This window comes from Salmonella sp. SA14318 (genome assembly GCF_029866905.1).
GTDB classification, from domain to species: domain Bacteria; phylum Pseudomonadota; class Gammaproteobacteria; order Enterobacterales; family Enterobacteriaceae; genus Salmonella; species Salmonella enterica.
Genome location: NZ_CP123282.1, coordinates 3,457,871 through 3,482,830, shown reverse-complemented (window position 1 = coordinate 3,482,830; position 24,960 = coordinate 3,457,871). Strand labels below are relative to the sequence as shown.

Sequence of the window (24,960 nt, the reverse complement as noted above, 5' to 3'; positions counted from 1 at the left end):
GATGATGAATATTTTACTGGAAGAACTTCCCCATCAGGAACAGGCGTTAGCGGCGATTCTGGCGAGTTTCACCGGTATCGATCACGCGCAGGCCGATCATAATCACTATGCTAATCCGCTGATTAAGGAACGTTACGACGATAAGGCCAATATTGACGTTAAAATGGAGACCGGGACGGGCAAAACCTATGTCTATACCCGGTTGATGTATGAACTGCATCAGAAGTATGGCCTCTTCAAATTTGTGCTGGTGGTGCCGACGCCAGCCATTAAAGAAGGCGCGCGGAACTTTATCACCAGCGATTACGCCAGACAGCATTTTTCACAGTTCTACGAAAATACGCGGATGGAACTTTGCACCATTAACGCCGGTGATTTTAAAGTAAAGTCGGGGCGTAAAAATTTTCCGGCCCAGTTATTAAGTTTTACTGATGCCAGCCGTCGTGATAGCCATACGATTCAGGTTTTGCTGATCAATGCGCAAATGCTCAATTCCGCCAGTATGACGCGAGACGATTACGATCAAACGCTCCTGGGCGGGCTGACGTCGCCTGTTAAAGGGCTGCAAATGACGCGACCGGTGGTCATTATTGATGAACCGCATCGTTTTGCGCGAGATAACAAATTTTATCGAGCGATTCAGGCTATTCAGCCGCAAATGATCGTCCGCTTTGGCGCTACCTTCCCGGATATTGTGGAAGGTAAGGGTAAAAATAAATGTGTACGTAAAGATTACTATCGCCGGCAACCGCAGTTTGATCTCAACGCGGTGGACAGTTTTAACGATGGTTTGGTGAAAGGTATTGATATTTATTACCCAAATCTCCCCGAAGAACAGGCCAACAATCGTTATATCGTTGACAGCGTCACGGCAAAGAAATTAATCCTCCGACGGGGGAGCAAAATTGCCGAGGTTGGCGTGGGCGAAAATCTCGCCGATGTCGATGCAGGATTTGAAGGCAGTATCGAATATGCCGGCAGTAAAATGTTGTCGAACGATCTGGAGCTGGAGGCAGGGATGGCGCTGGTGCCAGGAACCTTTGGCGCGAGCTACCAGGAACTGATTATTCAGGACGCCATTGATAAGCATTTTGATACCGAGCAGGCAAATTTCTTACGCAGCAATGAGCCAGAAAATAATGCCCCGCGTATTAAGACCTTAAGCCTTTTCTTTATTGACAGTATTAAAAGCTATCGTGATGACGAAGGCTGGTTGAAAGTCACTTTTGAGCGTTTGCTGAAAAAGAAACTGACGCAACTGATTGACGATTATCAGCGCAAGACCCTGCCGCGAGAAGCGGAGTATCTGTCGTTTCTGCAGGCCACGCTCGCCAGCCTGCACTCGGATAACCAAAACGTCCACGCTGGTTACTTTGGCGAAGACCGCGGAAGCGGCGATGAGGCGATCCAGGCTGAAGTAGATGATATTCTGAAAAATAAAGAGAAGTTGCTCAGTTTTTCAGACCATCACGGCAACTGGGAAACGCGCCGCTTTCTGTTTTCAAAATGGACGCTTCGCGAAGGCTGGGATAACCCGAATGTTTTTGTCATTGCTAAATTACGTTCTTCCGGTAGCGAGTCGAGCAAAATTCAGGAAGTGGGGCGCGGCCTGCGGCTACCGGTAGATGAAAACGGCCATCGCGTTCATCAGGAAGAGTGGCCGTCCCGGCTGTCGTTTCTGATTGGTTATGATGAAAAAGCGTTTGCCAGTATGCTGGTTGATGAGATTAATCGCGACAGCAAAGTTCAGCTTAACGAGCAGAAGCTGGATGAGGCGATGATCACACTCATCGTCACCGAGCGACAAAAAGTCGATCCTGCGTTTACGGAGCTTCGTTTGCTGGAAGATCTGGATGATAAAAAACTGATCAACCGGAGTAATGAGTTTAAACCCAGCGTCACGCTTAACGGGGAAACCAAAAGTGGTTTTGCGTGGCTACTGGAGTTCTACCCTGAGCTGACGCAGGCGCGGGTGCGAGCGGATCGCATTCGTGACAATAAGCCCGCCTCCCGACTGCGAGTCAGGTTACGCAAAGAGAATTGGGAACAACTTAGCAGTATCTGGGAGCAGTTTTCCCGCCGTTATATGCTGCAATTCGAGCGTAGCGGCGCTTCTCTGGAACAAATTGCCGCCGAGGTGCTGCGCGATCCGGCGCTGTATATACGCCAGAAGCCAAGCCAGGTGCAACAACGGCTGGTATCGAATGAAGATAATGGCCGTTTTGAAGTGGCGCAGCGGGAAGGCGAATTAGCCGCCAGCGAATTTATGGCGGGCATGAAATATGGCCATTTTCTTAAGCAACTGGCGTTACGCACCAGTCTGCCGGTTAACGTCCTGCACCCGGTGTTAATGGCGATGCTGCGTGATGTTTTGCACGGAGATTCACGCTATTTAAGCGAGATCTCGTTGGACAATATGACCCGCGCATTACAGACGCGGATTAATGCGCATTTTGCGCAGCGCCACGATTATCTGCCTCTCGATTTTCAGGCTTCAACGTCGGTATTTGATTCCACGGCACGGCAGTTCAGAGAGGAGATTAGCGCTGAAATTGTGGGGAAAAATGTGGATGAGAATGCGATAGACGATCCTCGTTCTCTCTATCAAATACCGCCGTTGCGTTATGACAGCGTCGATCCAGAATTGCCGCTATTAAAATACGATTATCCGCAACAGGTTTCTGTGTTTGGCAAACTGCCTAAGCGGGCCATTCAGATCCCCAAATATACGGGGGGCTCTACTACGCCGGATTTTGTGTACCGTATTGAGCGTCAGGACGCCGACAGTGTTTATTTACTGGTTGAAACTAAAGCAGAAAATATGCGCGTAGGCGATCAGGTTATTCTTGATGCGCAACGTAAATTCTTCGATATGCTGCGTCGGCAAAATATCAATGTCGAGTTTGCGGAAGCGACCAGCGCGCCGGCGGTATTTTCTACGATCAATGGCTTGATTGAGGGGAAGGCAAACTAACGGGTTTGAATGGACCTTAACGGTTATCTTTTTGATAGACCATATAAAATGGCCGCCGCGCAGCGAGCGTTGCGGTCATTCTCCCTGTACTAATCCCCCGTCCCGTAAACCGCGTTGACTTGAAGGTTATCGTTTTACGTCTATTCTTAACTTTCAGCTACGCGTATTTTGCTGAAATTGCAAATAGTCTTGAGGACGCTGTTTTTTTGTTTTGCCGTTATTTTTATAACGGCCAGGTAGATATTGCCAAGTGAATGTAACTAAGGGAGACATGTTATGCTAAATAGATACTACCGTTTCGCTGTCGAAAAAGACGACCCCTCCGAAGCGCCAGAGTCGGGCGATAAGCCTGACAGCCAGCCGCAAAAAAAATCGTAATTTATCTGGATATTCCCCGACGTTTTTACGTTTGGGGAAAATAACCGTTTCGTTTCAACCTGGTTGCGAACAGTGAATATTTTACACGAAGTGACTATATATAAACGGGAGGGAACATGGAGTTTGATGCCTTCTTTTTAGCGAGACTCCAGTTTGCCTTTACCGTCTCTTTTCATATTATCTTCCCCGCGATTACGATTGGCTTAGCCAGTTACCTGGTGGTACTGGAAGGTCTATGGCTAAAAACGCGTAATCCTGTCTGGCGCTCGCTCTATCAGTTCTGGCTCAAAATTTTTGCCGTCAACTTCGGGATGGGCGTGGTCTCCGGTCTGGTCATGGCTTACCAGTTCGGAACGAACTGGAGCGGTTTCTCCCAGTTCGCTGGCAGTATCACCGGGCCTTTATTAACCTATGAAGTGCTCACCGCATTCTTCCTGGAAGCGGGATTCTTAGGCGTGATGCTTTTTGGCTGGAACAAAGTCGGGCCGGGCCTGCATTTCTTGTCTACCTGTATGGTGGCGCTGGGCACGTTAATGTCGACGTTCTGGATTCTGGCGTCTAACAGCTGGATGCATACCCCGCAGGGATTTGAAATTCACAACGGTCAGGTGGTCCCGGTGGACTGGTTCGCGGTGATTTTCAACCCGTCGTTCCCGTATCGCCTGTTGCATATGTCCGTTGCGGCGTTTTTAAGTAGCGCGATGTTTGTCGGCGCGTCCGCAGCCTGGCATTTACTGAAAGGTAACGATACGCCGGCTATCCGCCGTATGTTCTCGATGGCGTTATGGATGGCGGTCGTGGTGGCGCCCGTTCAGGCATTGATTGGCGATATGCATGGCCTTAACACCCTGAAGCATCAGCCGGTCAAAATCGCCGCGATTGAGGGGCACTGGGAAAATACGCCCGGCGAGCCAACGCCGCTTACGCTGGTAGGCTGGCCGGATATGGAGGCGGAACGGACCCGCTATGCGCTTGAGATCCCGGCGTTGGGCAGTCTGATCCTGACGCATAGCCTGGACAAACAGGTGCCTGCGCTAAAAGATTATCCCAAAGAGGATCGCCCCAACTCTACCGTGGTGTTCTGGTCTTTCCGTCTGATGGTGGGCATGGGCGTACTGATGATCTTCCTGGGGCTGGCCAGCCTGTGGCTACGCTACCGACGCCGACTGTATCATTCGCGGCCCTTTATGCACTTTGCGCTGTGGATGGGGCCGTCCGGGCTTATCGCCATCCTTGCCGGATGGGTGACGACTGAAGTAGGACGTCAGCCGTGGGTGGTCTATGGCCTGCTGCGAACGCGTGATGCGGTTTCCGCGCACAGCACCTTGCAGATGAGCATCAGTTTGCTGGCCTTCTTTGTGGTCTATTCCCTGGTCTTTGGGGTTGGCTATATTTATATGATTCGCCTTATCCAGAAAGGGCCGCAGCCGACGGAGACACCGACCGCTGAAACCGATGGCAGACCCGCGCGTCCTATCTCTGCCGTGGGAGAATCGCTTGAGCAGGAGAAACGCGAATGACCATCGATCTTCCGGTTATCTGGTTTGCTATTATCGTGTTCGCCACGCTGATGTATATCGTAATGGATGGGTTCGATCTGGGCGTCGGTATCCTGTTTCCGTTTATTCGCGATAAACACGATCGCGATGTTATGGTGAACTCGGTCGCGCCGGTATGGGACGGGAACGAAACCTGGCTGGTGCTGGGCGGGGCCGGGCTTTTTGGCGCTTTCCCGTTGGCTTATGCTGTCATCACCGACGCGCTGACTATCCCGCTGGTGGTTATGCTGCTTGGTCTTATCTTTCGCGGCGTCGCTTTTGAATTCCGTTTTAAAGCCACCGAGTCGCATCGCGCGTTCTGGGATAAATCCTTTATCGTCGGGTCAATCCTGGCGACCTTTGCCCAGGGGGTTGTGGTGGGGGCGGTGGTGAGCGGTTTTCAGGTGGAAGGGCGAACCTTTAGCGGTTCGCAGCTTGACTGGCTGACGCCGTTTAACCTGTTCTGCGGCGTCGGTCTGGTTGTCACCTACGCGCTGCTGGGCGCTACCTGGCTGATTATGAAAAGCGAAGATCCGCTGCATAGCCGGATGTGCGCGCTGTCGCGCCCGTTGTTGATCGTCTTGTTGCTGGTGATGGGAGGCGTCAGCGTGTGGACGCCGCTCACCCACGACGACATCGCCGAGCGCTGGTTCACGCTGCCCAATTTATACTACTTCCTGCCGGTGCCTGTGCTGGTGTTGGCTTTTAGCGTCTGGCTATGGCGCAGCGTGAAAAAGCCAGAATCCCATGCGCGTCCATTTATTCTCACGCTAGGGCTGATTTTTCTGGGGTTCAGCGGGTTGGGCATCAGTATTTGGCCGAATATTATTCCACCGGATATTTCGCTGTATGCCGCCGCCGCGCCGCCGCAAAGTCAAAGCTTTATGCTGGTTGGGGCGCTGATAATCATCCCGATTATTCTGGCTTATACCTTCTGGAGCTACTACGTCTTCCGTGGAAAAGTGCGACATGGAGAGGGATATCACTGATGGTTAAAGTGAAAAAATGGTCGCGGCGAGTCGTATGGATGGTCGCGATATGGTGCGCCAGCGTGCTTCTGCTGGCGGGCGTCGGAATGTTGTTCAGACTGCTCATGACCTCCGCAGGATTTCGCTCCTGACTGATATCCCCCGGACGCGCTTTCGTCTCTCGCGAAAGCGCGTTTTTATCGACAGATCGGCGTTTATCGATCACCTTTGCTCGCCTTATCTCTCCCCTCAATAGCGGTTGATAATTATTCTCATCTTTATTGTCGTTCCCGGGCCGCAGTGATATGGTTACACAGTGGCTAACGCTCTGGTATAACGCAGATAAACGGTATTGATAATGTCTCCGATCTCCTGTCACTCTTCCGCCGCCCCGGCGATGAAAAAGATCTTTTCCGTCAGCGACTTCATCGCGTTTGGCGAGCGTTATGGCATTGATTACCGCTTCCCTGCGTTACCGCAGTATACGCAGAGTAGTCCCGTACTTCATGGCGATATCGAAGAGATAGCGCTTCCCGGCGGGATTTGCATTACACGCTCGGATGTTCACGTGTTACAACCTTATGAAACCACCTCTCGCCATAGCAGTCCGCTGTATATGCTGGTGGTGCTGGAAGGTAACGTTGCGCTGGCTGTCAATGAGCAGACCTTTTTGTTGAGCGCGGGGATGGCGTTTTGCTCGCAACTGAGTGAGCAGCAGACGATACGCGCCCATCACGGCGCAGACAGTAAATTGCGCACCTTATCGCTGGGAATGTACCCGGACGGCGGATGGCGGGAGCGTTTGCCTGTCTCGCTGGCAGACGAGTGGGAAAATAGCGCAACCTCGGCGAGGGTCTGGCAGGTGCCGGAGTTTCTGCTTTCGGGGCTACGTTATGCGCAGCAGCCCGGACCTCATGCGGCGTCACGCCAGTTAATGCTGGAAGGCATCATGCTGCAATTGCTGGGCTATGCGCTAAATCTATGTCAGCCCGCAACGCAAAAACGCGGGCTTCCCGTCACCGGTGAATATCAGCGGCTGGAGCTCATTCGGCGTTTACTGGAGCAGACGCCGGAAAAAGCTTACACGCTGAACGAACTGGCACGTCGGGCGGCAATGAGTCCGAGTAGCCTGCGGTGCAAGTTTCGTCATGCCTATGGGTGTACCGTGTTTGATTATCTGCGTGATTGCCGCCTGGCGCGCGCGCGTCGTTATCTGATGGAGGGATACAGCGTGCAGCAGGCCGCCTGGATGTCAGGCTATCAACATGCCACAAACTTTGCGACGGCATTTCGTCGGCGTTATGGCTGCTCGCCCGGCGAGCTGCGTGACGCGTCTCTGACGGCGTCCCGACACTGTGCGTAACGCGCCCCGCCAGAACGGTAATATCCGCTGCTAACCCGGTTTTCTGCCGTTTTGGGTGATGTTTTATCATTGCGCATAGGCAATCTGGCGTTACGCATAGTGGTCCGTTATCTCTAAAAGGTAATAATTCTTATTTACAATAAAGATGCCTTTGGAGATGTTCATGTTTGCGACAACGCGTATGGCGCTATTGATAGGCGGAGCTATCGGCGGCGCGACTTTTCCTCTTTTTGCCCAGGAAACCACAAAAAATGATACCGTCATTGTCACCTCGCCCGTTCAGAGTGGCGCGACCAAGCTGGCGACGCCAGATATTGAAACGCCGCAGTCGGTATCCATTATTACCCGCCAGCAGTTTGAAGAGCAGGGCGCAACCAGCGTGCGTCAGGCGGTAAGCTACACCCCTGGCGTATACAGTAACCAGATAGGCGCCTCTAACCGCTTTGATTACATCGTATTGCGTGGTTTTTCGGACGGTAGTCTGGATAACGTCTATCTCGACGGGTTAAAAATGATGGGCGACACCAATTCGCACAGTTCGTTGGTGGTTGACCCCTGGTTTCTGGAAGATATCGAGGTGGTACGCGGCCCGGCGTCCGTTCTGTATGGACGTTCATCGCCAGGCGGCATTGTCGCGTTGACGTCGCGAAAACCGGCGTTTGATGCCGGGGGAGAGGTGAAGCTGTTTGCCGGCAATCACAACCAGCGCGGGGCGGCTTTTGATGTGACCGGCCCACTGGATGACAATGAACGTGTGGCGGCGCGTCTTAGCGGCATGACACGTTACGCCGATTCGCAGTTTACCCCCTTGAAAGAGGAACGTTATGCGCTGATGCCGAGCCTGACCTGGCGAATTACCGATCGGACGCGTCTTGAGCTTATGGCCTATCTGCACCGTGATCCGGAAGGCGGTAGCCACTCCGGACTGCCTTATCAAGGCACGGTTGTACCTTATAACGGCGGAAAAATTTCTAACACTTTCTTTGAAGGTGAAGATGACTACGACAAATACGATCGCCGTGAAAATATGGTGGGTTATAACATTGAGCATCTGTTCGATAACGGCTGGTCGGTACGGCAAAAATTGCGCTATTTGCATACCAAAGTGACGTTGAATCAGGTCTATGCCGCAGGTTGGTTGAATGAAACGGCGCTGAATCGCGGCTATTCCGGCTCCGGGGAGAAAATGTCGGCTATCGCGCTGGATAATCAGCTCGACGGCAGCGTGGATACCGGGGCGATTAATCATCGTCTGCTGGTGGGGATCGATTATCAGGATCGCAGTAATCATACTACTGGCTATTATGGCGCGTTTCCGCCGATTGACGCTTTCAACCCTGTTTATGGCGCTCAGCCGGATTACATTACGTTGTATAGCCGTGAAAAACATAAGCTGCGGCAGACCGGATACTATTTACAGGATCAGATGTCATGGGATCGCTGGCGCTTTACGTTGGGCGGTCGTTACGATCGGGTCAGCGTGTCTAACATCGACAAACTTCATGATTCACGCAGCGATCTCGATAAAAACAACGTCAGCACCCGTGCCGCGTTGCTTTATCTGTTCGACAATGGCGTCGCCCCCTATCTCAGTTATTCTACCGCGTTTACGCCGACCAGCTTCGCCGACGAAAACGGCAATGTGCTGGAACCGATGAAAGGCAAGCAGTGGGAGGCGGGGGTAAAATACGAACCGCTGGGGGGGAACAGCCAGTTTAGCGCCGCCGTGTATCGTATTAACCAGACCAATATCGCGACCAAAGAAGAACCTACCGATCCGTACCGCTCGATTGGTGAAATTGAGTCTAAAGGGGTTGAACTGGAGGCCATTAGCCATTTGTCGGATAGCGTCCGTTTGCAGGCGGCGTATACCTATACTGATATCCGTTATAAGAAAAGTAGCCCGCAAGAGCAGGGGAAGCGCGCGGTTTATGCTCCACGGAACCAGGCCAGCGCCTGGCTAAGCTACGATGTGAAAAGCGGTCTGTTAGAGGGGCTGACTTTGGGCTCCGGCATCCGGTACGTCAACGGCGTGACCAGCGATCGCCTGAATACCCACACCTTGCCGTCCTATACATTGGTCGATATGGTGGTAGGGTATGATTTATCCAGCATTGGGTTAAATGGCTTGAGCGCCCAGCTCAACGTAAATAACCTGACGGACAAACGCTATGTCGCTGCTTGTAATTCGCTCTCTTATTGTTATTTTGGCGCCGAGCGTAGCATTGTAGGCAGCGTGTCATGGGCGTTTTGATAACGCTTATCGTCCGGTAGCAAAGGCTACCGGGTAAACTAGCGGTGCGTCACGCCTTCATAGAGAAGTCTGAGCGCAAACATCCCGATAATGGCGCCGATAACACGGCTGGCAATGCGCTGTATACGCCCATAAGCGCGGCGGACTGCGGGAAGCGAAAAGGCCTGGCTGAGAAAAATACGCCAGATAACGGATGACAGCACAATTCCGGCCCAGGCCATTAATCTTGCCCATGTGGGCGTTTCTGCGCTAAGCGTTACGGAAAAAATACTGATAAAAAACAGTACGGTTTGCGGATTGGATAAATCGGTCATTAATCCCCGGCGAAAGAAAATTGTCCACGGGGCGGCAATTGGCGTCTGGAGCGTGCTCATTTGCGGCGTCGCCTGGTGACGAATACTGTTCCAGGCGAACCATAATAAATAGGCCCCGCCGACAATTTTGATAAGAGAAAATACCGCTTCGCATTGCGTAATGAGCGTCGCCAGACCGAAAAGCCCCAGCCCGGAATAAAAGGCGTCTCCCGTGGCGACGCCCAGGCCGGTGATGACTCCCGCCCGGCGTCCTGATGCGAGGCTGGTTTGCACCACCACAAACAGATTCGCGCCGGGATTAAAAAAGGTTAACACAAACAGACTGACGGTAAGCACAACGGCATGAAACGGCTCCATAGGCAACTCTTCTCTTAGCCTCAAGAAATAACCTTCATCTTATTAATAGTCAAACCAGATGATTGCGAGTGAGATCACAAAGCAGGGGCGTTTTAATCCGCGTTGTTACGCCGACAGAGCGGGGGCTGACTGGATTTTTCCAGCAATCTACACTACTTATTTAATCAGTCCGAACGGCTTTTTTGTTCTGATAAAGCGATGATGGCGTAATAATAAAACGAGGGTTTTGCTATGAAAACTGGCTACAAGGTTATGCTTGGCGCATTAGCGTTTGTCGTGACAAACGTTTATGCCGCAGAAATCATGAAAAAAACGGACTTTGATAAAGTCGCCTCCGAATACACGAAAATTGGCACTATTTCCACCACCGGGGAAATGTCGCCGCTGGATGCCAGAGAAGATTTAATCAAAAAGGCGGATGAAAAAGGGGCGGATGTGGTGGTGCTGACGTCCGGGCAGACAGAAAATAAAATTCATGGTACGGCTGATATTTATAAAAAGAAATAAAAGCGTTGCATCATAAAAATACCCGCCTGGGTTTCCGGCGGGTATTTTTATTCCTGGCAACCGTCATCCGTTTTGCCGGATGACGGCCTGCAGTAAACGTAGCGCCATCAGGCATTCAGGACGCTGTCATTTGTCTTAATTACCCGACTGGTCTTTGGCACCTGCTTTTAAACGACGCCACAGAGTGGTGCGGCTAATCCCCAGATAACGCGCCGCCGCGGTCTTATCGCCCTTAAAGCGCGCCAGTACATCCTGTAACGCGTGCGCATCCACGGTTGAAGGCGTCAGCTCTGCTGTGTTCACCATAAGCTCAGGTAATAACTGCCGCATAAATTGCCTGTCCAGCGTTGGCGCGGGATCGACGCTTAAAAAAAGCGCCAGGCGCTCCATCATATTACGCAGTTCGCGAATATTACCGGGCCAGCGCCAGGCCAGCAAAAGCGGCTGACACTGTGTCAATCCATGACGTATCGATTCGGTAAACGGAATTTCCATCGCCGCCAGAGACTGTTTTAAAAAGCTTTCCGCCAGCGGCAAAATATCAGCCTGCCGCTCGCGCAAAGGAGGAAGCGTCAGACGCAGAATACTCAGGCGATAAAAGAGATCGGGGCGAAAACGTCCTTGCATTATTTCCCGATCCAGATCGCAATGTGTAGCGCTGATCACCCGGACATCCACCGGGATCGGCTGGTGTCCGCCGACGCGAGTGACGGCTTTTTCCTCCAGTACGCGCAAAAGTCGGGTTTGTAAGGGCAAGGGCATTTCGCCGATTTCATCCAGAAACAGCGTGCCGCCGTGTGCGATTTCAAATAGCCCCGCCCGGCCTCCTCGTCGTGAACCGGTAAACGCACCCTCTTCATAACCAAACAGTTCCGCTTCCAGCAACGACTCGGTAATCGCGCCGCAATTGACGGCGACAAAGGGAGGGGATGGCTTATTCTGACGGTGAGGCTGGCGGTGAAAAAACGTCTGGTGAATCGCCTGCGCCGCCAGCTCTTTTCCGGTCCCTGTTTCCCCCTGAATCAGCACTGCCGCACGGGAGCGGGCATAGAGCGTAATCGTCTGGCGGAGCTGCTCCATTTGCGGCGACTGGCCGCGTATATCGCCCAGTTCATACCGGGTTTGTAATCCCTTGCCGGATGGGTAATCCACGCGCTGGCGCCGTGTCAGACGGGTCATATCCAGCGCATCATGAAAAGCCTGACGAACGGTCGCCGCGGAATAAATAAAGATGGCGGTCATTCCCGCTTCTTCCGCCAGATCGGTAATTAATCCCGCGCCGACGACGGCCTCAATACCGTTGGCCTTAAGTTCGTTAATTTGCCCGCGCGCGTCCTCTTCGGTGACATAGCTTCGCTGTTCAAGACAGAGGTGAAACGTTTTCTGAAAGGCAAGTAAAGCCGGAATGGTCTCCTGATAGGTCACGATACCGATAGACGAGGTGAGCTTTCCCGCTTTCGCCAGCGCCTGTAATACATCGAATCCGCTGGGCTTGATGAGGATCACCGGTATTGACAGGCGGCTTTTTAAATAGGCCCCATTCGAACCCGCCGCGATAATCGCGTCGCAGCGCTCGGTCGCCAGTTTTTTGCGAATGTAGGTCACCGCCTTTTCAAAGCCGAGTTGAATAGGCGTGATGGTCGCCAGATGATCGAATTCCAGGCTGATATCCCGAAACAGTTCGAACAGACGCGTTACGGAGACCGTCCAGATCACCGGTTTATCGCTATTATCGCGCGGAGCGCTGTGAGCAGTCGTCATCGCAGTAGGTTCATCTTTAAGGGGCGATTTTTTGTTTTAAACGTGTTTCATAAATGTTGCAATGAAACAGGGCGATTCGTTTCATGAAACGTTAGCTGACACGTTTTTCTTTTCCCTTAATCGCGCTTATTCATAACAGGAATGACTGTAATCACCTGTTTTTAAATCTCATTGTATTTAATTTTCTCGCAGCCTCTTTGCCTGGCATAGCCTTTGCTTTGGTGAATACATTCTGAGTAACAATTTACTAACATGAGGACGAGATATGTCTTTACATTCGCCGGGGCAGGCATTTCGCGCCGCGCTCGCTAAAGAGAATCCATTACAAATTGTCGGCGCTATTAATGCCAACCATGCTCTGTTGGCCCAACGGGCCGGGTATCAGGCTATCTATCTTTCTGGCGGCGGCGTAGCGGCGGGCTCGCTCGGACTGCCGGATCTGGGGATTTCTACGCTGGATGATGTGTTAACCGATATCCGGCGCATCACGGATGTTTGCCCGCTGCCGCTGTTGGTGGATGCGGATATTGGCTTTGGCTCCTCCGCCTTTAATGTCGCGCGGACGGTAAAGTCCATAGCCAAAGCGGGCGCCGCCGCGCTGCATATTGAAGACCAGGTTGGCGCTAAGCGCTGTGGACACCGTCCAAACAAAGCGATCGTCTCGAAAGAGGAGATGGTAGACCGAATTCGGGCGGCAGTGGATGCGCGCACCGATCCGAACTTTGTGATCATGGCGCGTACCGATGCGCTGGCGGTGGAAGGGCTGGAGGCGGCTCTCGATCGTGCGCAGGCTTACGTGGACGCGGGGGCTGACATGCTGTTCCCGGAGGCGATCACCGAACTGTCGATGTACCGTCAGTTCGCCGACGTGGCGCAGGTGCCGATCCTCGCCAACATCACTGAGTTTGGCGCGACGCCGCTGTTTACGACCGACGAGTTGCGCAGCGCACACGTGGCGATGGCGCTCTATCCGCTGTCGGCGTTTCGCGCCATGAACCGCGCCGCAGAAAAAGTCTATACCGTGCTGCGCCAGGAAGGGACGCAAAAGAACGTGATCGACATCATGCAGACCCGCAACGAGCTGTACGAAAGCATCAATTACTACCAGTTCGAAGAGAAGCTGGACGCGCTGTACAGGAATAAAAAATCGTAGCCTGTAGGCCTGATAAGGCGAAGGCGCCATCAGGCAATGCCGGATGGCACTACGTTTAACCCGCCTACGGTACGGCCTACACGCCTCAATACCCTACACATTACAATAATGACGAGGACAATATGACAGACACGACGATCCTGCAAAACAACACGCATGTCATTAAGCCTAAAAAATCGGTCGCGCTTTCCGGCGTACCTGCCGGAAATACCGCTCTGTGTACCGTGGGAAAAAGCGGTAACGATCTGCACTATCGCGGTTACGACATTCTCGATCTGGCGGAGCACTGCGAATTTGAAGAAGTCGCGCATTTACTGATCCACGGAAAATTACCGACCCGCGACGAGCTGAACGCGTATAAAAGCAAATTAAAAGCGCTGCGCGGATTACCCGCCAATGTCCGTACCGTTCTGGAAGCGTTACCGGCGGCCTCGCACCCGATGGACGTGATGCGTACCGGCGTGTCCGCGCTGGGCTGCACCCTGCCGGAAAAAGAGGCACATACCGTCTCCGGCGCGCGCGATATTGCCGATAAGCTGTTGGCCTCGCTCAGCTCTATCCTTCTTTACTGGTATCACTACAGCCACAACGGCGAACGTATTCAGCCGGAAACCGACGATGATTCCATCGGCGGCCATTTCCTGCATCTGCTGCATGGTGAAAAGCCAACCCAAAGCTGGGAAAAGGCGATGCATATTTCGCTGGTGCTGTATGCCGAGCATGAGTTCAACGCCTCGACGTTTACCAGCCGGGTGATTGCCGGAACCGGCTCGGATGTCTACTCCGCGATTATCGGCGCGATTGGCGCGCTGCGCGGCCCGAAACACGGCGGGGCGAATGAGGTGTCGCTGGAAATTCAACAGCGTTATGAAACGCCGGACGAGGCAGAGGCGGATATCCGTAAACGCGTGGAAAACAAAGAGGTGGTGATTGGCTTTGGACATCCGGTTTACACCATCGCCGACCCGCGCCATCAGGTGATCAAACGGGTGGCGAAACAGCTTTCAGAAGAAGGCGGCTCGCTGAAGATGTACCACATCGCCGACCGTCTGGAAACGGTGATGTGGGAGACCAAAAAGATGTTCCCGAATCTCGACTGGTTTTCGGCGGTCTCTTACAACATGATGGGCGTCCCTACCGAAATGTTCACCCCGCTGTTTGTCATCGCCCGCGTTACCGGCTGGGCGGCGCACATTATTGAACAGCGTCAGGACAACAAAATTATTCGTCCCTCTGCCAACTATACCGGGCCGGAAGATCGTCCGTTTGTCTCGATAGACGATCGTTGCTAACTCACTCTTATTAAAAATAAAACGCAGGAAACGTACCCTATGTCTACCCAAGAACTGAACATCCGCCCGGAATTTGACCGTGAAATCGTTGATATCGTTGATTACGTTATGAATTACGACATCACCTCAAAGGTGGCGTACGACACCGCGCATTACTGCCTGCTCGACACGCTCGGCTGTGGTCTGGAAGCGCTGGAATACCCGGCCTGTAAAAAATTGCTTGGGCCAATCGTGCCAGGCACGGTGGTGCCCAACGGCGCACGCGTGCCGGGCACCCAGTTTCAGCTCGATCCGGTACAGGCAGCCTTTAACATTGGCGCGATGATCCGCTGGCTCGATTTTAACGATACCTGGCTTGCCGCCGAGTGGGGCCATCCTTCTGATAACCTCGGCGGTATTCTGGCGACGGCTGACTGGCTGTCACGCAACGCCGTCGCCGCCGGCAAAGCGCCGCTGACCATGAAACAGGTATTGAGCGGGATGATCAAAGCCCATGAAATTCAGGGCTGCATCGCGCTGGAAAACGCCTTCAACCGTGTCGGGCTTGACCATGTGCTGCTGGTCAAAGTGGCCTCGACCGCGGTGGTCGCTGAAATGCTGGGGCTGATGCGCGATGAGATCCTCAACGCGGTATCGCTGGCGTGGGTGGATGGGCAGTCGTTGCGCACTTATCGTCATGCGCCGAATACCGGTACGCGCAAATCCTGGGCGGCGGGCGATGCGACTTCGCGCGCGGTACGTCTGGCGCTGATGGCGAAAACCGGCGAGATGGGCTATCCCTCGGCGCTCACCGCCAAAACCTGGGGCTTCTACGACGTTTCATTCAAAGGTGAAACGTTCCGTTTCCAGCGTCCTTACGGCTCCTACGTGATGGAAAACGTGCTATTCAAAATTTCTTTCCCGGCAGAATTCCACTCGCAAACCGCCGTCGAAGCGGCGATGACGCTGTATGAGCAGATGCAGGCCGCGGGCAAAACGGCAGCGGATATCGAGAAAGTGACCATCCGCACCCACGAAGCCTGTCTCCGCATTATCGATAAAAAAGGTCCGCTCAATAACCCGGCGGACCGCGATCACTGTATCCAGTATATGGTCGCCGTGCCGCTGCTGTTCGGACGGTTAACCGCGGCGGATTATGAAGACGAGGTGGCGCAGGACAAGCGTATTGACGCCCTGCGCGAGAAAATCGTGTGTTATGAGGACCCGGCTTTTACCGCCGACTATCACGACCCGGAAAAACGTGCTATCGGCAATGCGATCACCGTGGAGTTTACTGATGGCTCACGCTTTGGCGAGGTTGTCGTGGAGTATCCGATTGGTCATGCGCGTCGCCGCGCCGACGGTATTCCGAAGCTTATCGAAAAATTTAAAATTAACCTGGCGCGTCAGTTCCCGACTCGCCAGCAGCAACGCATTCTGGATGTCTCCCTGGACAGAGCCCGCCTGGAGCAGATGCCGGTTAACGAATACCTCGATTTATATGTCATCTGAGCCAGCCAGCAATAAGGCGTAAGTTCAACAGGAGAGCGTGATGTCTTTTAGCGAATTTTATCAGCGTTCCATTAACGAACCGGAGGCGTTCTGGGCCGAGCAGGCCCGGCGTATCGACTGGCGACAGCCGTTTACGCAGACGCTGGATCATAGCCGCCCACCGTTTGCCCGCTGGTTTTGCGGCGGCACCACTAACTTATGTCATAACGCCGTCGACCGCTGGCTGGATAAACAGCCGGAGGCGCTGGCGCTGATTGCCGTCTCATCAGAGACCGATGAAGAGCGTACATTTACCTTCAGCCAGTTGCATGATGAAGTCAACGCTGTGGCCGCTATGCTGCTGTCGCTGGGCGTGCAGCGTGGCGATCGCGTATTGGTCTATATGCCAATGATTGCCGAAGCGCAGATAACGCTGCTGGCCTGCGCGCGCATTGGCGCGATCCATTCGGTGGTCTTTGGCGGTTTTGCCTCGCACAGCGTGGCGGCGCGCATTGACGATGCCAGACCGGCGCTGATTGTGTCGGCGGATGCCGGAGCGCGGGGCGGTAAAATCCTGCCGTATAAAAAGCTGCTTGATGACGCTATTGCGCAGGCGCAGCATCAGCCGAAACACGTTCTGCTGGTGGACAGAGGGCTGGCGAAAATGGCATGGGTGGATGGGCGCGATCTGGATTTTGCCACGTTGCGCCAGCAGCATCTCGGTGCGAGCGTGCCGGTGGCGTGGCTGGAATCCAATGAAACCTCGTGCATTCTTTACACCTCCGGCACTACCGGCAAACCGAAAGGCGTCCAGCGCGACGTCGGCGGTTATGCGGTGGCGCTGGCAACCTCGATGGACACCATTTTTGGCGGCAAGGTGGGCGGCGTATTCTTTTGCGCATCGGATATCGGCTGGGTCGTCGGCCACTCCTATATCGTTTACGCGCCGCTGCTGGCAGGCATGGCGACTATTGTTTACGAAGGACTGCCGACGTACCCGGACTGCGGGGTCTGGTGGAAAATTGTCGAGAAATACCAGGTTAACCGGATGTTTTCCGCCCCGACTGCGATTCGCGTGCTGAAAAAATTCCCGACGGCGCAAATCCGTAATCACGATCTCTCCTCGCTGGAGGCGCTTTATCTGGCCGGTGAGCCGCTGGACGAGCCGACGGCCAGTTGGGTGACGGAGACGCTGGGTGTGCCGGTTATCGACAATTATTGGCAGACGGAGTCCGGCTGGCCGATCATGGCGCTGGCGCGTGCGCTGGATGACAGGCCGCCGCGTCTGGGAAGTCCCGGCGTGCCGATGTACGGTTATAACGTCCAGCTACTCAATGAAGTCACCGGCGAACCTTGCGGCATAAATGAAAAGGGGATGCTGGTGATCGAGGGGCCGCTGCCGCCGGGCTGTATTCAGACTATTTGGGGCGACGATGCGCGTTTTGTGAAGACTTACTGGTCGCTGTTTAACCGTCAGGTTTATGCCACTTTCGACTGGGGGATCCGCGACGCCGAGGGGTATTACTTTATTCTGGGCCGTACCGATGATGTGATTAATATTGCGGGTCATCGGCTGGGGACGCGAGAAATAGAAGAAAGTATCTCCAGCTACCCGAACGTAGCGGAAGTGGCGGTAGTGGGGATAAAAGACGCTCTGAAAGGGCAGGTAGCGGTGGCGTTTGTCATTCCGAAGCAGAGCGATACGCTGGCGGATCGCGAGGCGGCGCGCGACGAGGAAAACGCGATTATGGCGCTGGTGGACAACCAGATCGGTCACTTTGGTCGTCCGGCGCATGTCTGGTTTGTCTCGCAGCTCCCCAAAACGCGTTCCGGAAAGATGCTTCGCCGCACGATCCAGGCGATCTGCGAAGGCCGCGATCCGGGCGATCTGACAACCATTGACGATCCCGCGTCGTTGCAGCAAATTCGCCAGGCGATCGAGGAATAGCCGTAAGCCGGATAAGCCGCGTCCGGCAACGGGTTAGCGTCAGCGACTGAATAATGGGGTGTAACGTCGGGAAAGGGCGGCAGCGCGCCGCCCTGTAACAGAATTAACGCAGAATATTTTTCTCAGCCAGATCCAGCGCGAAGTAGCTGAAAATCAAATCGGCGCCGGCGCGTTTAATCGAGCCCAGACTTTCCAGCACGACCTTTTCTTCATCGATGGCGCCAGCCATAGCAGCAAATTTAATCATGGCGTATTCACCGCTCACCTGGTAAGCGCCAAGCGGCAACTCTGTGCGTTCGCGGATTTCACGCAGCACGTCCAGATACGCGCCGGCCGGTTTCACCATTAAGCAATCCGCGCCCTGGGCTTCGTCGAGCAGTGATTCGCGAATCGCTTCACGGCGGTTCATCGGATTCATTTGATACGTCTTGCGGTCGCCTTTTAACGCGGTACCCGCTGCTTCACGGAAGGGGCCGTAGAAAGAAGAGGCGAACTTAGTGGAGTAGGACATTATTGCCGTATCGGTAAAACCGGCGGCATCCAGCGCCTGGCGGATAGCCTGGACTTGTCCATCCATTGCCGCGGAGGGCGCAATAAAATCTGCTCCAGCCGCCGCCGCGATAACGGCCTGCTTGCCGAGGTTGGCCAGCGTCGCATCGTTATCCACGCCGTGTTCGCACAACACGCCGCAGTGGCCGTGCGAGGTGTATTCGCAGAAGCAGGTGTCGGACATGACGATCATCTCCGGCACGGTTTGCTTACAGATGCGGGACATTCTTGCCACCAGGCCGTCTTCTTTCCAGGTATCGCTGCCGGTGTCATCAGTATGGTGAGAAATGCCGAAGGTCATAACGGAACGAATGCCAGCATTTGCGATACGTTCAATCTCTCGCGCCAGCTGCTTTTCCGGGATACGCATTACGCCGGGCATGGCATCAATAGCTTTGTAATCGTCGAGTTCTTCTTCAACAAAGATCGGCAACACCAGGTCGTTCAGGCTAAGTGTTGTCTCTTCAAACATAGCGCGCAGCGCAGCGGATTTGCGCAGGCGGCGAGGGCGATGGATAAGGTCTGTCATGGTCTGCCTGATGTTTGTGGAATCGAAGGCCCAGTATACCTGAATCTGCAGGCAGATGTTTTACGAAAACGGTCCTTAACGTAGCAGGCGCAGCCCCGGCGGCGGCAGAACATGGCGCTTCTTTTATATACCGAAGATTAATACATCAGGCACTATATCATTTTAAATAAGAATTAGTTTTACGTTGTTTTTAGTTTTATTTCATCGTCATTTAAGTAAATGTGGGTTTTAACATTATTCATGTTTATTTTGTTTTTCTTTAATTCATATTTATCTTATATGTATTTTGTTTTTTTATTTTCTTGTAAGGTCATGAAAAAGAATGCTTTTCAATTATAAAATTTCCTTTTATTACGTCTTTTTAATTCATGTCCGAATCCGGACTGAGGATAAAGAATAATTGAACCTTTTAGCAATGACGCCGCATAATCCTTCTTGCTAAACATCTCTATGTTTTTATGCATTGATAATTGATGGATCAACTATATTACGTCCCTGAGGAGGGATGACAAATGCACTCCTGGAAAAAGAAACTTGTAGTCTCACAATTAGCATTGGCTTGCACTCTGGCAATCACTTCTCAGGCGAATGCTACTACTAATGATATTTCTGGTACCACTTACAATACGTTTCATCACTACAACGATGCGACCTACGCTGATGACGTTTATTATGATGGCTATGTAGGTTGGAACAACTACGCAACTGATAGTTACTATAACGGTGACATTTATCCTGTAATCAATAACGCGCGAGTTAATGGCGTTATTTCTACCTACTATCTGGATGATGGCGTTACTACCAATACTAATGCGAATAGCCTGACAATTAAAAACAGTACTATTCACGGTATGATTACCTCCGCGTGTCTTGAGGGTACCGATTGCGTAAATCGTGACACCGGGTATGTATATGATCGTCTGGCGTTGACCGTTGATAACTCTACTATTGATGACAACTACGAGCATTATACCTATAACGGTACCTATACCGATGGTACTGCGGATACACATGTTGTTGATGTTTATGGCATGGGTACCGCGATTACACTGGATCAGGAAGTTGATCTGTCTATTGTAAATAATTCTCATGTTGCTGGTATTACCCTGACTCAGGGCTACGAATGGGAAGATATCGACGATAACACCGTTAGCACTGGCGTAAACAGTAGTGAAGTATTTAATAACACAATCAATGTTGTTGATTCTACCGTAACCTCTGGTTCATTGTCTGATGAAGGTACTTCCGGCTGGTTTGGTAATACTAATAACGCTAGCGATTACAGTGGTTCTTATACTGCTGATGACATTGCGATTGCGGTAATTGCACACCCATATGCTGATAATGCAATGCAGACGACGGTCAACCTCAGCAACTCCACGCTGATGGGCGATGTTGTATTCTCCAGCAATTTCGATGAAAACTTCTTCCCGAATGGAGCGGATAGCTATCGTGATACTGATGCTGACCGCGACACGAACGGTTGGGATGGCACTGACCGTATGGATGTTACCCTGAATAATGGTAGCAAATGGGTTGGTGCAGCAATGTCTGTACATATGACAGACACTGGTACTGATGCCGATGGAGACGGTGTTTTTGAATATACTGTAGATACTAACGGCGACGGTATTCTTGATGCCACATCTCCGGATGGAGTTTACGATTCTTATGCTGTAGGTACCGAGAAAACTGCAACTCTGATCGATATCGCAGCTAATAGTCTGTGGCCATTATCAACTGTAGGTGTTGATAACATTTATACTGACTACAGTGAGTATAACCATATCGTTGGTAACGAAGTTTATCAGAGCGGCCTGTTTAACGTGACCCTGAATACCGGATCACAGTGGGACACTACTAAAACTTCTCTGATTGATACGCTGAGTATCAATAGTGGTTCTGTTGTCAATGTTGCTGATTCTACTCTGGTTTCTGACACTATCGGCCTGACTGGTGGTTCTGCTCTGAACATCAATGAAGATGGTCATGTTGCAACTGATACCCTGTCTATCGATAACAGTACCGTTACGATTGCTGATGATGTTTCTGCTGGCTGGAGCGTAAATGATGCTGCCCTGTACGCAAACACTATCAACGTAACCAATAATGGTGTACTGGATGTTGGTAATAGCGCTTCTAATGCGCTGCAGGTTGATACTCTGAACCTGACCAGCTACACCGATGCTAACGGTTATGTGAACGCTGGTGTCTTCAACATCGAAAGTAACCGTTTCGTACTGGATGCTGACCTGACTAACGATCGTACTAACGACACGACTAAGTCTAACTACGGTTATGGCGTGATTGCGATGAACTCTGATGGTCATTTGACCATTAACGGTAACGGCGATACTTACGATACCGACCAGACGGAAGCAGGTCAGGATGAAGTTGATAACGTTGGTGACAATGTTGCAGCTGCCACCGGTAACTATAAAGTGCGTATCGACAACGCCACTGGCGCGGGTTCTGTTGCGGATTATAAAGGTAATGAGCTGATCTATGTTAACGATAAGAACAGCACCGCGACCTTCTCTGCAGCAAACAAAGCTGACCTGGGTGCTTACACCTATCAGGCTAAGCAGGAAGGCAACACTGTCGTGCTGGAACAGATGGAACTGACCGACTACGCTAACATGGCGCTGAGCATTCCTTCTGCGAACACCAATATCTGGAACCTGGAACAAGACACCGTTGGTACTCGTCTGACCAACGCTCGTCATGGCCTGGCGGATAACGGCGGCGCATGGGTAAGCTACTTCGGCGGTAACTTCAACGGCGACAACGGCACCATTAACTACGATCAGGATGTTAATGGCATCATGGTCGGTGTTGATACCAAAGTTGATGGTAACAACGCTAAGTGGATCGTTGGTGCGGCAGCAGGCTTCGCGAAAGGCGATCTGAGCGATCGTACCGGTCAGGTGGATCAGGACAGCCAGTCTGCCTACATCTACTCTTCCGCTCGTTTCGCAAACAACATCTTTGTTGACGGTAACTTGAGCTACTCTCACTTCAACAACGATTTGTCTGCTAACATGAGCGACGGTACTTACGTTGACGGCAACACCTCTTCTGACGCCTGGGGCTTCGGCTTGAAACTGGGTTATGATCTGAAGCTGGGTGATGCAGGCTACGTAACGCCTTACGGCAGCGTATCCGGTCTGTTCCAGTCTGGCGACGACTACCAGCTGAGCAACGACATGAAAGTTGACGGTCAGTCTTACGACAGCATGCGTTATGAACTCGGTGTAGATGCAGGTTATACCTTCACTTACAGCGAAGATCAGGCGTTGACCCCGTACTTCAAACTGGCTTACGTTTACGACGACTCCAACAACGATGCTGACGTAAACGGCGACTCTATCGACAACGGCGTAGAAGGTTCTGCGGTACGTGTTGGTCTGGGTACTCAGTTCAGCTTCACGAAGAACTTCAGCGCCTACACCGATGCTAACTACCTCGGCGGCGGTGATGTTGATCAAGACTGGTCTGCAAACGTTGGTGTTAAATATACCTGGTAATCATTTTCTCTCAGGAGAAATAAAGGTAATTTAAACTGAAAAATGCCCGTCAAGGACTTGACGGGCATTATTGCAAGGAATGCATATGTTATCTTTAAGTAAGCCACTACAAGAATTCTACAGACTCGATAAATGCCTTTCTAAGCATGGTACGCGTTTCGAGTTTGTTAACGATAAAGAGATTATCTGTTCACCTGATGAAAGTAATACCCATACCTTTGTTATTTTAGAGGGGGTTGTTTCGTTAGTTCGGGGTGATAAAGTTCTTATTGGTATTGTGCAGGCCCCCTTTATTTTCGGCTTAGCCGATGGTGTGGCGAAAAAAGAGGCACAATATAAATTAATTGCGGAGAGCGGTTGCATTGGTTATCGCCTCTCATCATCACAAACTCTTGCCATCATTGAGCAAAACCAACTGTGGCGTGAAGCCTTCTGTTGGATAGTATGGAAAAGTCAGGTACTGGAACTTCGTGACAAGCAGCTCATTGGTAATAATTCTTACGACCAAATTCGTGCGACGTTAATGACAATGATTGAGTGGGATGAAGAACTTCGCTCACGTATTGGTGTTATGAATTATATTCATCAACGAACGCGCGTATCGCGATCGGTGGTGGCGGAAGTTCTCGCGGCCCTGCGTAAGGGTAATTACATTGAAATGAATAAAGGCAAACTGATCAGTATTAACCGTTTGCCCTCCGAATATTAACAAAAGGTTGCGCCTCGTCTGATATAGCGCGAGGCGCGACGACTCAGGATGCAGGAATAGCAATCGGTTTATTGCCGCTTAGCTCAGTAACCAAATCGTTAATCCCATCGCTCATATTGGTAAAACGCGTGAGGGGGGAACGGGTTACGACCACAAAAGCGCCAATATTATATTGTGGGATCATCGCCATATAGGTAATAAAACCGCCGCCGCCTCCTGTTTTCTGGATAATGCCAGGACGTCCGTCTTTTGGCGCCATATAGACCCAGCCCAGACCGAGCGCGTCGGCTTTACCCGGTACGTCCATCCCAATGATTTTCTTTAACTGTGTGCGCTGATAAATCAACGTTTGCATACGATCGGCCTGTTGGCTACGGTGATAGAAATCTGACGACAGATACTGTTGCATCCAGCGCATCATATCTCCTGGCGTAGAATAGACCCCACCGCTGCCAATGGCAGCCAGCGTATTATTACAGGGGCTTGCGCCTTTTTCTGCCACCATCAGACGCTTACACTGATCGGGAGAAGGGGTAAACGTGGTGTCTTTCATTCCCAGCGGGCGAGTAATCTTTTCTTCAAACAGTTGCGTATAAGGTTTGCCGGAGGCGGTCGCCAGCGCGTCGGCTAACAGGTCGAACGCCAGATTGGAATAGGCCGCCTGCGAACCGGGCGCGACTTTTAACGTTGCTGTGGAGAGCCAGTTCCAGCGTTGTTCGCGGGTTGGCCAGACAAATACCGGACGATGCGCCGCGCCGCCTGGCTGTTCTCGCGGAAGCGCGCTGGTGTGGGTCGCTAAGTTGACCAACGTAATCGGCGTGCCTTGATACGTCGGGACATGCGCGCCGGGAGGCGCATATTTGCTGAGAGGATCGTTTAATTTTACCGTTCCCTGATCGAGCAATTTTACCAACATTTCACTGGTCATGAGCTTGGTGAGAGAAGCGATACGAATGACCGAATCAAGCTGTGGACGAACATTATTTCCCGGTCTGGTGTCACCGAAACTACGAAACACGCGTTGATTGCCGTCGATCACCACCAGCGCCATGCCCGTGGCGCCGCTACCATAAAAGATATGCTCGGCATAACGATCAACGATATCAGAGGCAAAAACCGGATCGGCAATCGGCTGAGCCGCCTGGACAGAAGTAAGTGATGCCGCAAACAGCATGGCAGTAAAAAGCAGACTACGTTTCAACGGTGATGTCCATAAGTGAAATAACGGTGGTTATGCGTATTTATACTACCCGGCGGCACATTGCAAAACGTTAAAGAGAAAAAAGTGGGTGAAAAAACGTAACGGCGGGTTTTCGTGATGGAGAATGTTTACTTTTGTGATAGAGCGCTTGTGATAACCTGATAGCGT

At 52.0% G+C, this 24,960-nt stretch carries 18 protein-coding genes and 1 pseudogene; 15 read left to right on the top strand and 4 right to left on the bottom strand.

Going from position 1 to position 24,960, the window contains the following annotated elements; all coding sequences use genetic code 11:
• Position 1: 1 nt before the first annotated feature.
• The 8 genes and pseudogenes from QEN32_RS16735 (at position 2) to foxA (ending at position 9,475) form a co-directional block, all read left to right on the top strand.
• On the top strand, positions 2 to 2,974 hold the full coding sequence (locus tag QEN32_RS16735) for a type III restriction-modification system endonuclease (protein ID WP_080210386.1): 2,973 nt from the start codon (positions 2 to 4) through the stop codon (positions 2,972 to 2,974).
• A 276-nt stretch (positions 2,975 to 3,250) separates the two neighbouring features.
• Complete coding sequence (gene ssaA, locus QEN32_RS16730; protein ID WP_000934834.1) at positions 3,251 to 3,352, top strand: small effector SsaA; 102 nt, start codon at positions 3,251 to 3,253, stop codon at positions 3,350 to 3,352.
• A 116-nt stretch (positions 3,353 to 3,468) separates the two neighbouring features.
• Positions 3,469 to 4,872: a cytochrome ubiquinol oxidase subunit I gene (locus tag QEN32_RS16725; protein ID WP_061379777.1), complete on the top strand. Its 1,404-nt coding sequence runs from the start codon at positions 3,469 to 3,471 to the stop codon at positions 4,870 to 4,872.
• Complete coding sequence (gene cydB / locus QEN32_RS16720) at positions 4,869 to 5,879, top strand: cytochrome d ubiquinol oxidase subunit II (protein WP_000151047.1); 1,011 nt, start codon at positions 4,869 to 4,871, stop codon at positions 5,877 to 5,879. Before QEN32_RS16725 ends, cydB begins: the two co-directional genes overlap by 4 nt.
• Positions 5,825 to 6,010 (top strand): DUF2474 domain-containing protein, encoded by a 186-nt coding sequence (locus tag QEN32_RS22690; protein WP_305954967.1) that lies wholly within the window; start codon positions 5,825 to 5,827, stop codon positions 6,008 to 6,010. Before cydB ends, QEN32_RS22690 begins: the two co-directional genes overlap by 55 nt.
• Positions 5,929 to 6,121, top strand: a pseudogene (locus tag QEN32_RS16715) (hypothetical protein). Before QEN32_RS22690 ends, QEN32_RS16715 begins: the two are co-directional and overlap by 82 nt.
• 95 nt (positions 6,122 to 6,216) lie before the next feature.
• A complete protein-coding gene (gene foxR, locus QEN32_RS16710) occupies positions 6,217 to 7,221 on the top strand; it encodes a ferrioxamine uptake transcriptional regulator FoxR (RefSeq protein WP_000074605.1) in 1,005 nt (334 codons plus the stop codon).
• A gap of 145 nt (positions 7,222 to 7,366) precedes the next feature.
• On the top strand, positions 7,367 to 9,475 hold the full coding sequence (gene foxA, locus QEN32_RS16705) for a ferrioxamine B receptor FoxA (protein WP_265321872.1): 2,109 nt from the start codon (positions 7,367 to 7,369) through the stop codon (positions 9,473 to 9,475).
• 38 nt (positions 9,476 to 9,513) lie between these two features.
• Here the strand turns inward: foxA and QEN32_RS16700 are convergent, their stop codons facing one another.
• Entirely contained in the window at positions 9,514 to 10,146 is a 633-nt protein-coding gene (locus tag QEN32_RS16700; RefSeq protein WP_000433131.1) for a LysE family transporter, read from the bottom strand.
• 231 nt (positions 10,147 to 10,377) lie between these two features.
• Here QEN32_RS16700 and yahO point away from each other — a divergent pair, with 231 nt between their 5' ends.
• Entirely contained in the window at positions 10,378 to 10,653 is a 276-nt protein-coding gene (gene yahO, locus QEN32_RS16695) for a DUF1471 family periplasmic protein YahO (protein WP_000848026.1), read from the top strand.
• Positions 10,654 to 10,788: 135 nt separating this feature from the next.
• On the opposite strand, the gene prpR is transcribed toward yahO, so the two are convergent.
• A complete protein-coding gene (gene prpR / locus QEN32_RS16690) occupies positions 10,789 to 12,414 on the bottom strand; it encodes a propionate catabolism operon regulatory protein PrpR (RefSeq protein ID WP_076937477.1) in 1,626 nt (541 codons plus the stop codon).
• Between the two features lie 265 nt (positions 12,415 to 12,679).
• Here prpR and prpB point away from each other — a divergent pair, with 265 nt between their 5' ends.
• The 4 genes from prpB to prpE all read left to right on the top strand — a co-directional run bounded on the left by prpB (position 12,680) and on the right by prpE (position 18,277).
• Complete coding sequence (gene prpB, locus QEN32_RS16685) at positions 12,680 to 13,567, top strand: methylisocitrate lyase (protein ID WP_000052221.1); 888 nt, start codon at positions 12,680 to 12,682, stop codon at positions 13,565 to 13,567.
• Between the two features lie 122 nt (positions 13,568 to 13,689).
• On the top strand, positions 13,690 to 14,859 hold the full coding sequence (prpC, locus tag QEN32_RS16680) for a 2-methylcitrate synthase (RefSeq protein ID WP_000132746.1): 1,170 nt from the start codon (positions 13,690 to 13,692) through the stop codon (positions 14,857 to 14,859).
• A gap of 39 nt (positions 14,860 to 14,898) precedes the next feature.
• The gene (locus tag QEN32_RS16675; protein ID WP_265321873.1) at positions 14,899 to 16,350 is read left to right on the top strand and encodes a bifunctional 2-methylcitrate dehydratase/aconitate hydratase; all 1,452 of its coding nucleotides are present in this window, start codon (positions 14,899 to 14,901) and stop codon (positions 16,348 to 16,350) included.
• Positions 16,351 to 16,390: 40 nt separating this feature from the next.
• Positions 16,391 to 18,277 (top strand): propionate--CoA ligase, encoded by a 1,887-nt coding sequence (gene prpE, locus QEN32_RS16670; RefSeq protein WP_079821226.1) that lies wholly within the window; start codon positions 16,391 to 16,393, stop codon positions 18,275 to 18,277.
• A gap of 103 nt (positions 18,278 to 18,380) precedes the next feature.
• Here the strand turns inward: prpE and hemB are convergent, their stop codons facing one another.
• Entirely contained in the window at positions 18,381 to 19,355 is a 975-nt protein-coding gene (hemB, locus tag QEN32_RS16665) for a porphobilinogen synthase (RefSeq protein WP_000130724.1), read from the bottom strand.
• 512 nt (positions 19,356 to 19,867) lie between these two features.
• Here hemB and ehaB point away from each other — a divergent pair.
• Together ehaB and iprA are read left to right on the top strand one after the other, a co-directional pair.
• Positions 19,868 to 22,882, top strand: coding sequence for an autotransporter adhesin EhaB (gene ehaB, locus QEN32_RS16660; protein ID WP_265321874.1), 3,015 nt, complete (start codon positions 19,868 to 19,870; stop codon positions 22,880 to 22,882).
• Between the two features lie 85 nt (positions 22,883 to 22,967).
• Positions 22,968 to 23,591 carry a hydrogen peroxide resistance inhibitor IprA gene (gene iprA / locus QEN32_RS16655; protein WP_000950242.1) on the top strand — a complete coding sequence of 208 codons (624 nt, stop codon included), beginning with the start codon at positions 22,968 to 22,970 and terminating at the stop codon, positions 23,589 to 23,591.
• Positions 23,592 to 23,634: 43 nt separating this feature from the next.
• Here the strand turns inward: iprA and ampH are convergent, their stop codons facing one another.
• A complete protein-coding gene (ampH, locus tag QEN32_RS16650; protein ID WP_000830777.1) occupies positions 23,635 to 24,792 on the bottom strand; it encodes a D-alanyl-D-alanine-carboxypeptidase/endopeptidase AmpH in 1,158 nt (385 codons plus the stop codon).
• Between the last annotated feature and the right edge of the window lie 168 nt (positions 24,793 to 24,960).

Excerpts from the sequence above, each read along its gene's own strand:
- QEN32_RS16735 (WP_080210386.1), top strand. The coding sequence starts at position 2 with ATGATGAATATTTTACTGGAAGAACTTCCCCATCAGGAACAGGCGTTA.
- ssaA (WP_000934834.1), top strand. The coding sequence starts at position 3,251 with ATGCTAAATAGATACTACCGTTTCGCTGTCGAAAAAGACGACCCCTCC.
- QEN32_RS16725 (WP_061379777.1), top strand. The coding sequence starts at position 3,469 with ATGGAGTTTGATGCCTTCTTTTTAGCGAGACTCCAGTTTGCCTTTACC.
- cydB (WP_000151047.1), top strand. The coding sequence starts at position 4,869 with ATGACCATCGATCTTCCGGTTATCTGGTTTGCTATTATCGTGTTCGCC.
- foxR (WP_000074605.1), top strand. The coding sequence starts at position 6,217 with ATGTCTCCGATCTCCTGTCACTCTTCCGCCGCCCCGGCGATGAAAAAG.
- foxA (WP_265321872.1), top strand. The coding sequence starts at position 7,367 with ATGCCTTTGGAGATGTTCATGTTTGCGACAACGCGTATGGCGCTATTG.
- QEN32_RS16700 (WP_000433131.1), bottom strand. The coding sequence starts at position 10,146 with ATGGAGCCGTTTCATGCCGTTGTGCTTACCGTCAGTCTGTTTGTGTTA.
- yahO (WP_000848026.1), top strand. The coding sequence starts at position 10,378 with ATGAAAACTGGCTACAAGGTTATGCTTGGCGCATTAGCGTTTGTCGTG.
- prpR (WP_076937477.1), bottom strand. The coding sequence starts at position 12,414 with ATGACGACTGCTCACAGCGCTCCGCGCGATAATAGCGATAAACCGGTG.
- prpB (WP_000052221.1), top strand. The coding sequence starts at position 12,680 with ATGTCTTTACATTCGCCGGGGCAGGCATTTCGCGCCGCGCTCGCTAAA.
- prpC (WP_000132746.1), top strand. The coding sequence starts at position 13,690 with ATGACAGACACGACGATCCTGCAAAACAACACGCATGTCATTAAGCCT.
- QEN32_RS16675 (WP_265321873.1), top strand. The coding sequence starts at position 14,899 with ATGTCTACCCAAGAACTGAACATCCGCCCGGAATTTGACCGTGAAATC.
- prpE (WP_079821226.1), top strand. The coding sequence starts at position 16,391 with ATGTCTTTTAGCGAATTTTATCAGCGTTCCATTAACGAACCGGAGGCG.
- hemB (WP_000130724.1), bottom strand. The coding sequence starts at position 19,355 with ATGACAGACCTTATCCATCGCCCTCGCCGCCTGCGCAAATCCGCTGCG.
- ehaB (WP_265321874.1), top strand. The coding sequence starts at position 19,868 with ATGCACTCCTGGAAAAAGAAACTTGTAGTCTCACAATTAGCATTGGCT.
- iprA (WP_000950242.1), top strand. The coding sequence starts at position 22,968 with ATGTTATCTTTAAGTAAGCCACTACAAGAATTCTACAGACTCGATAAA.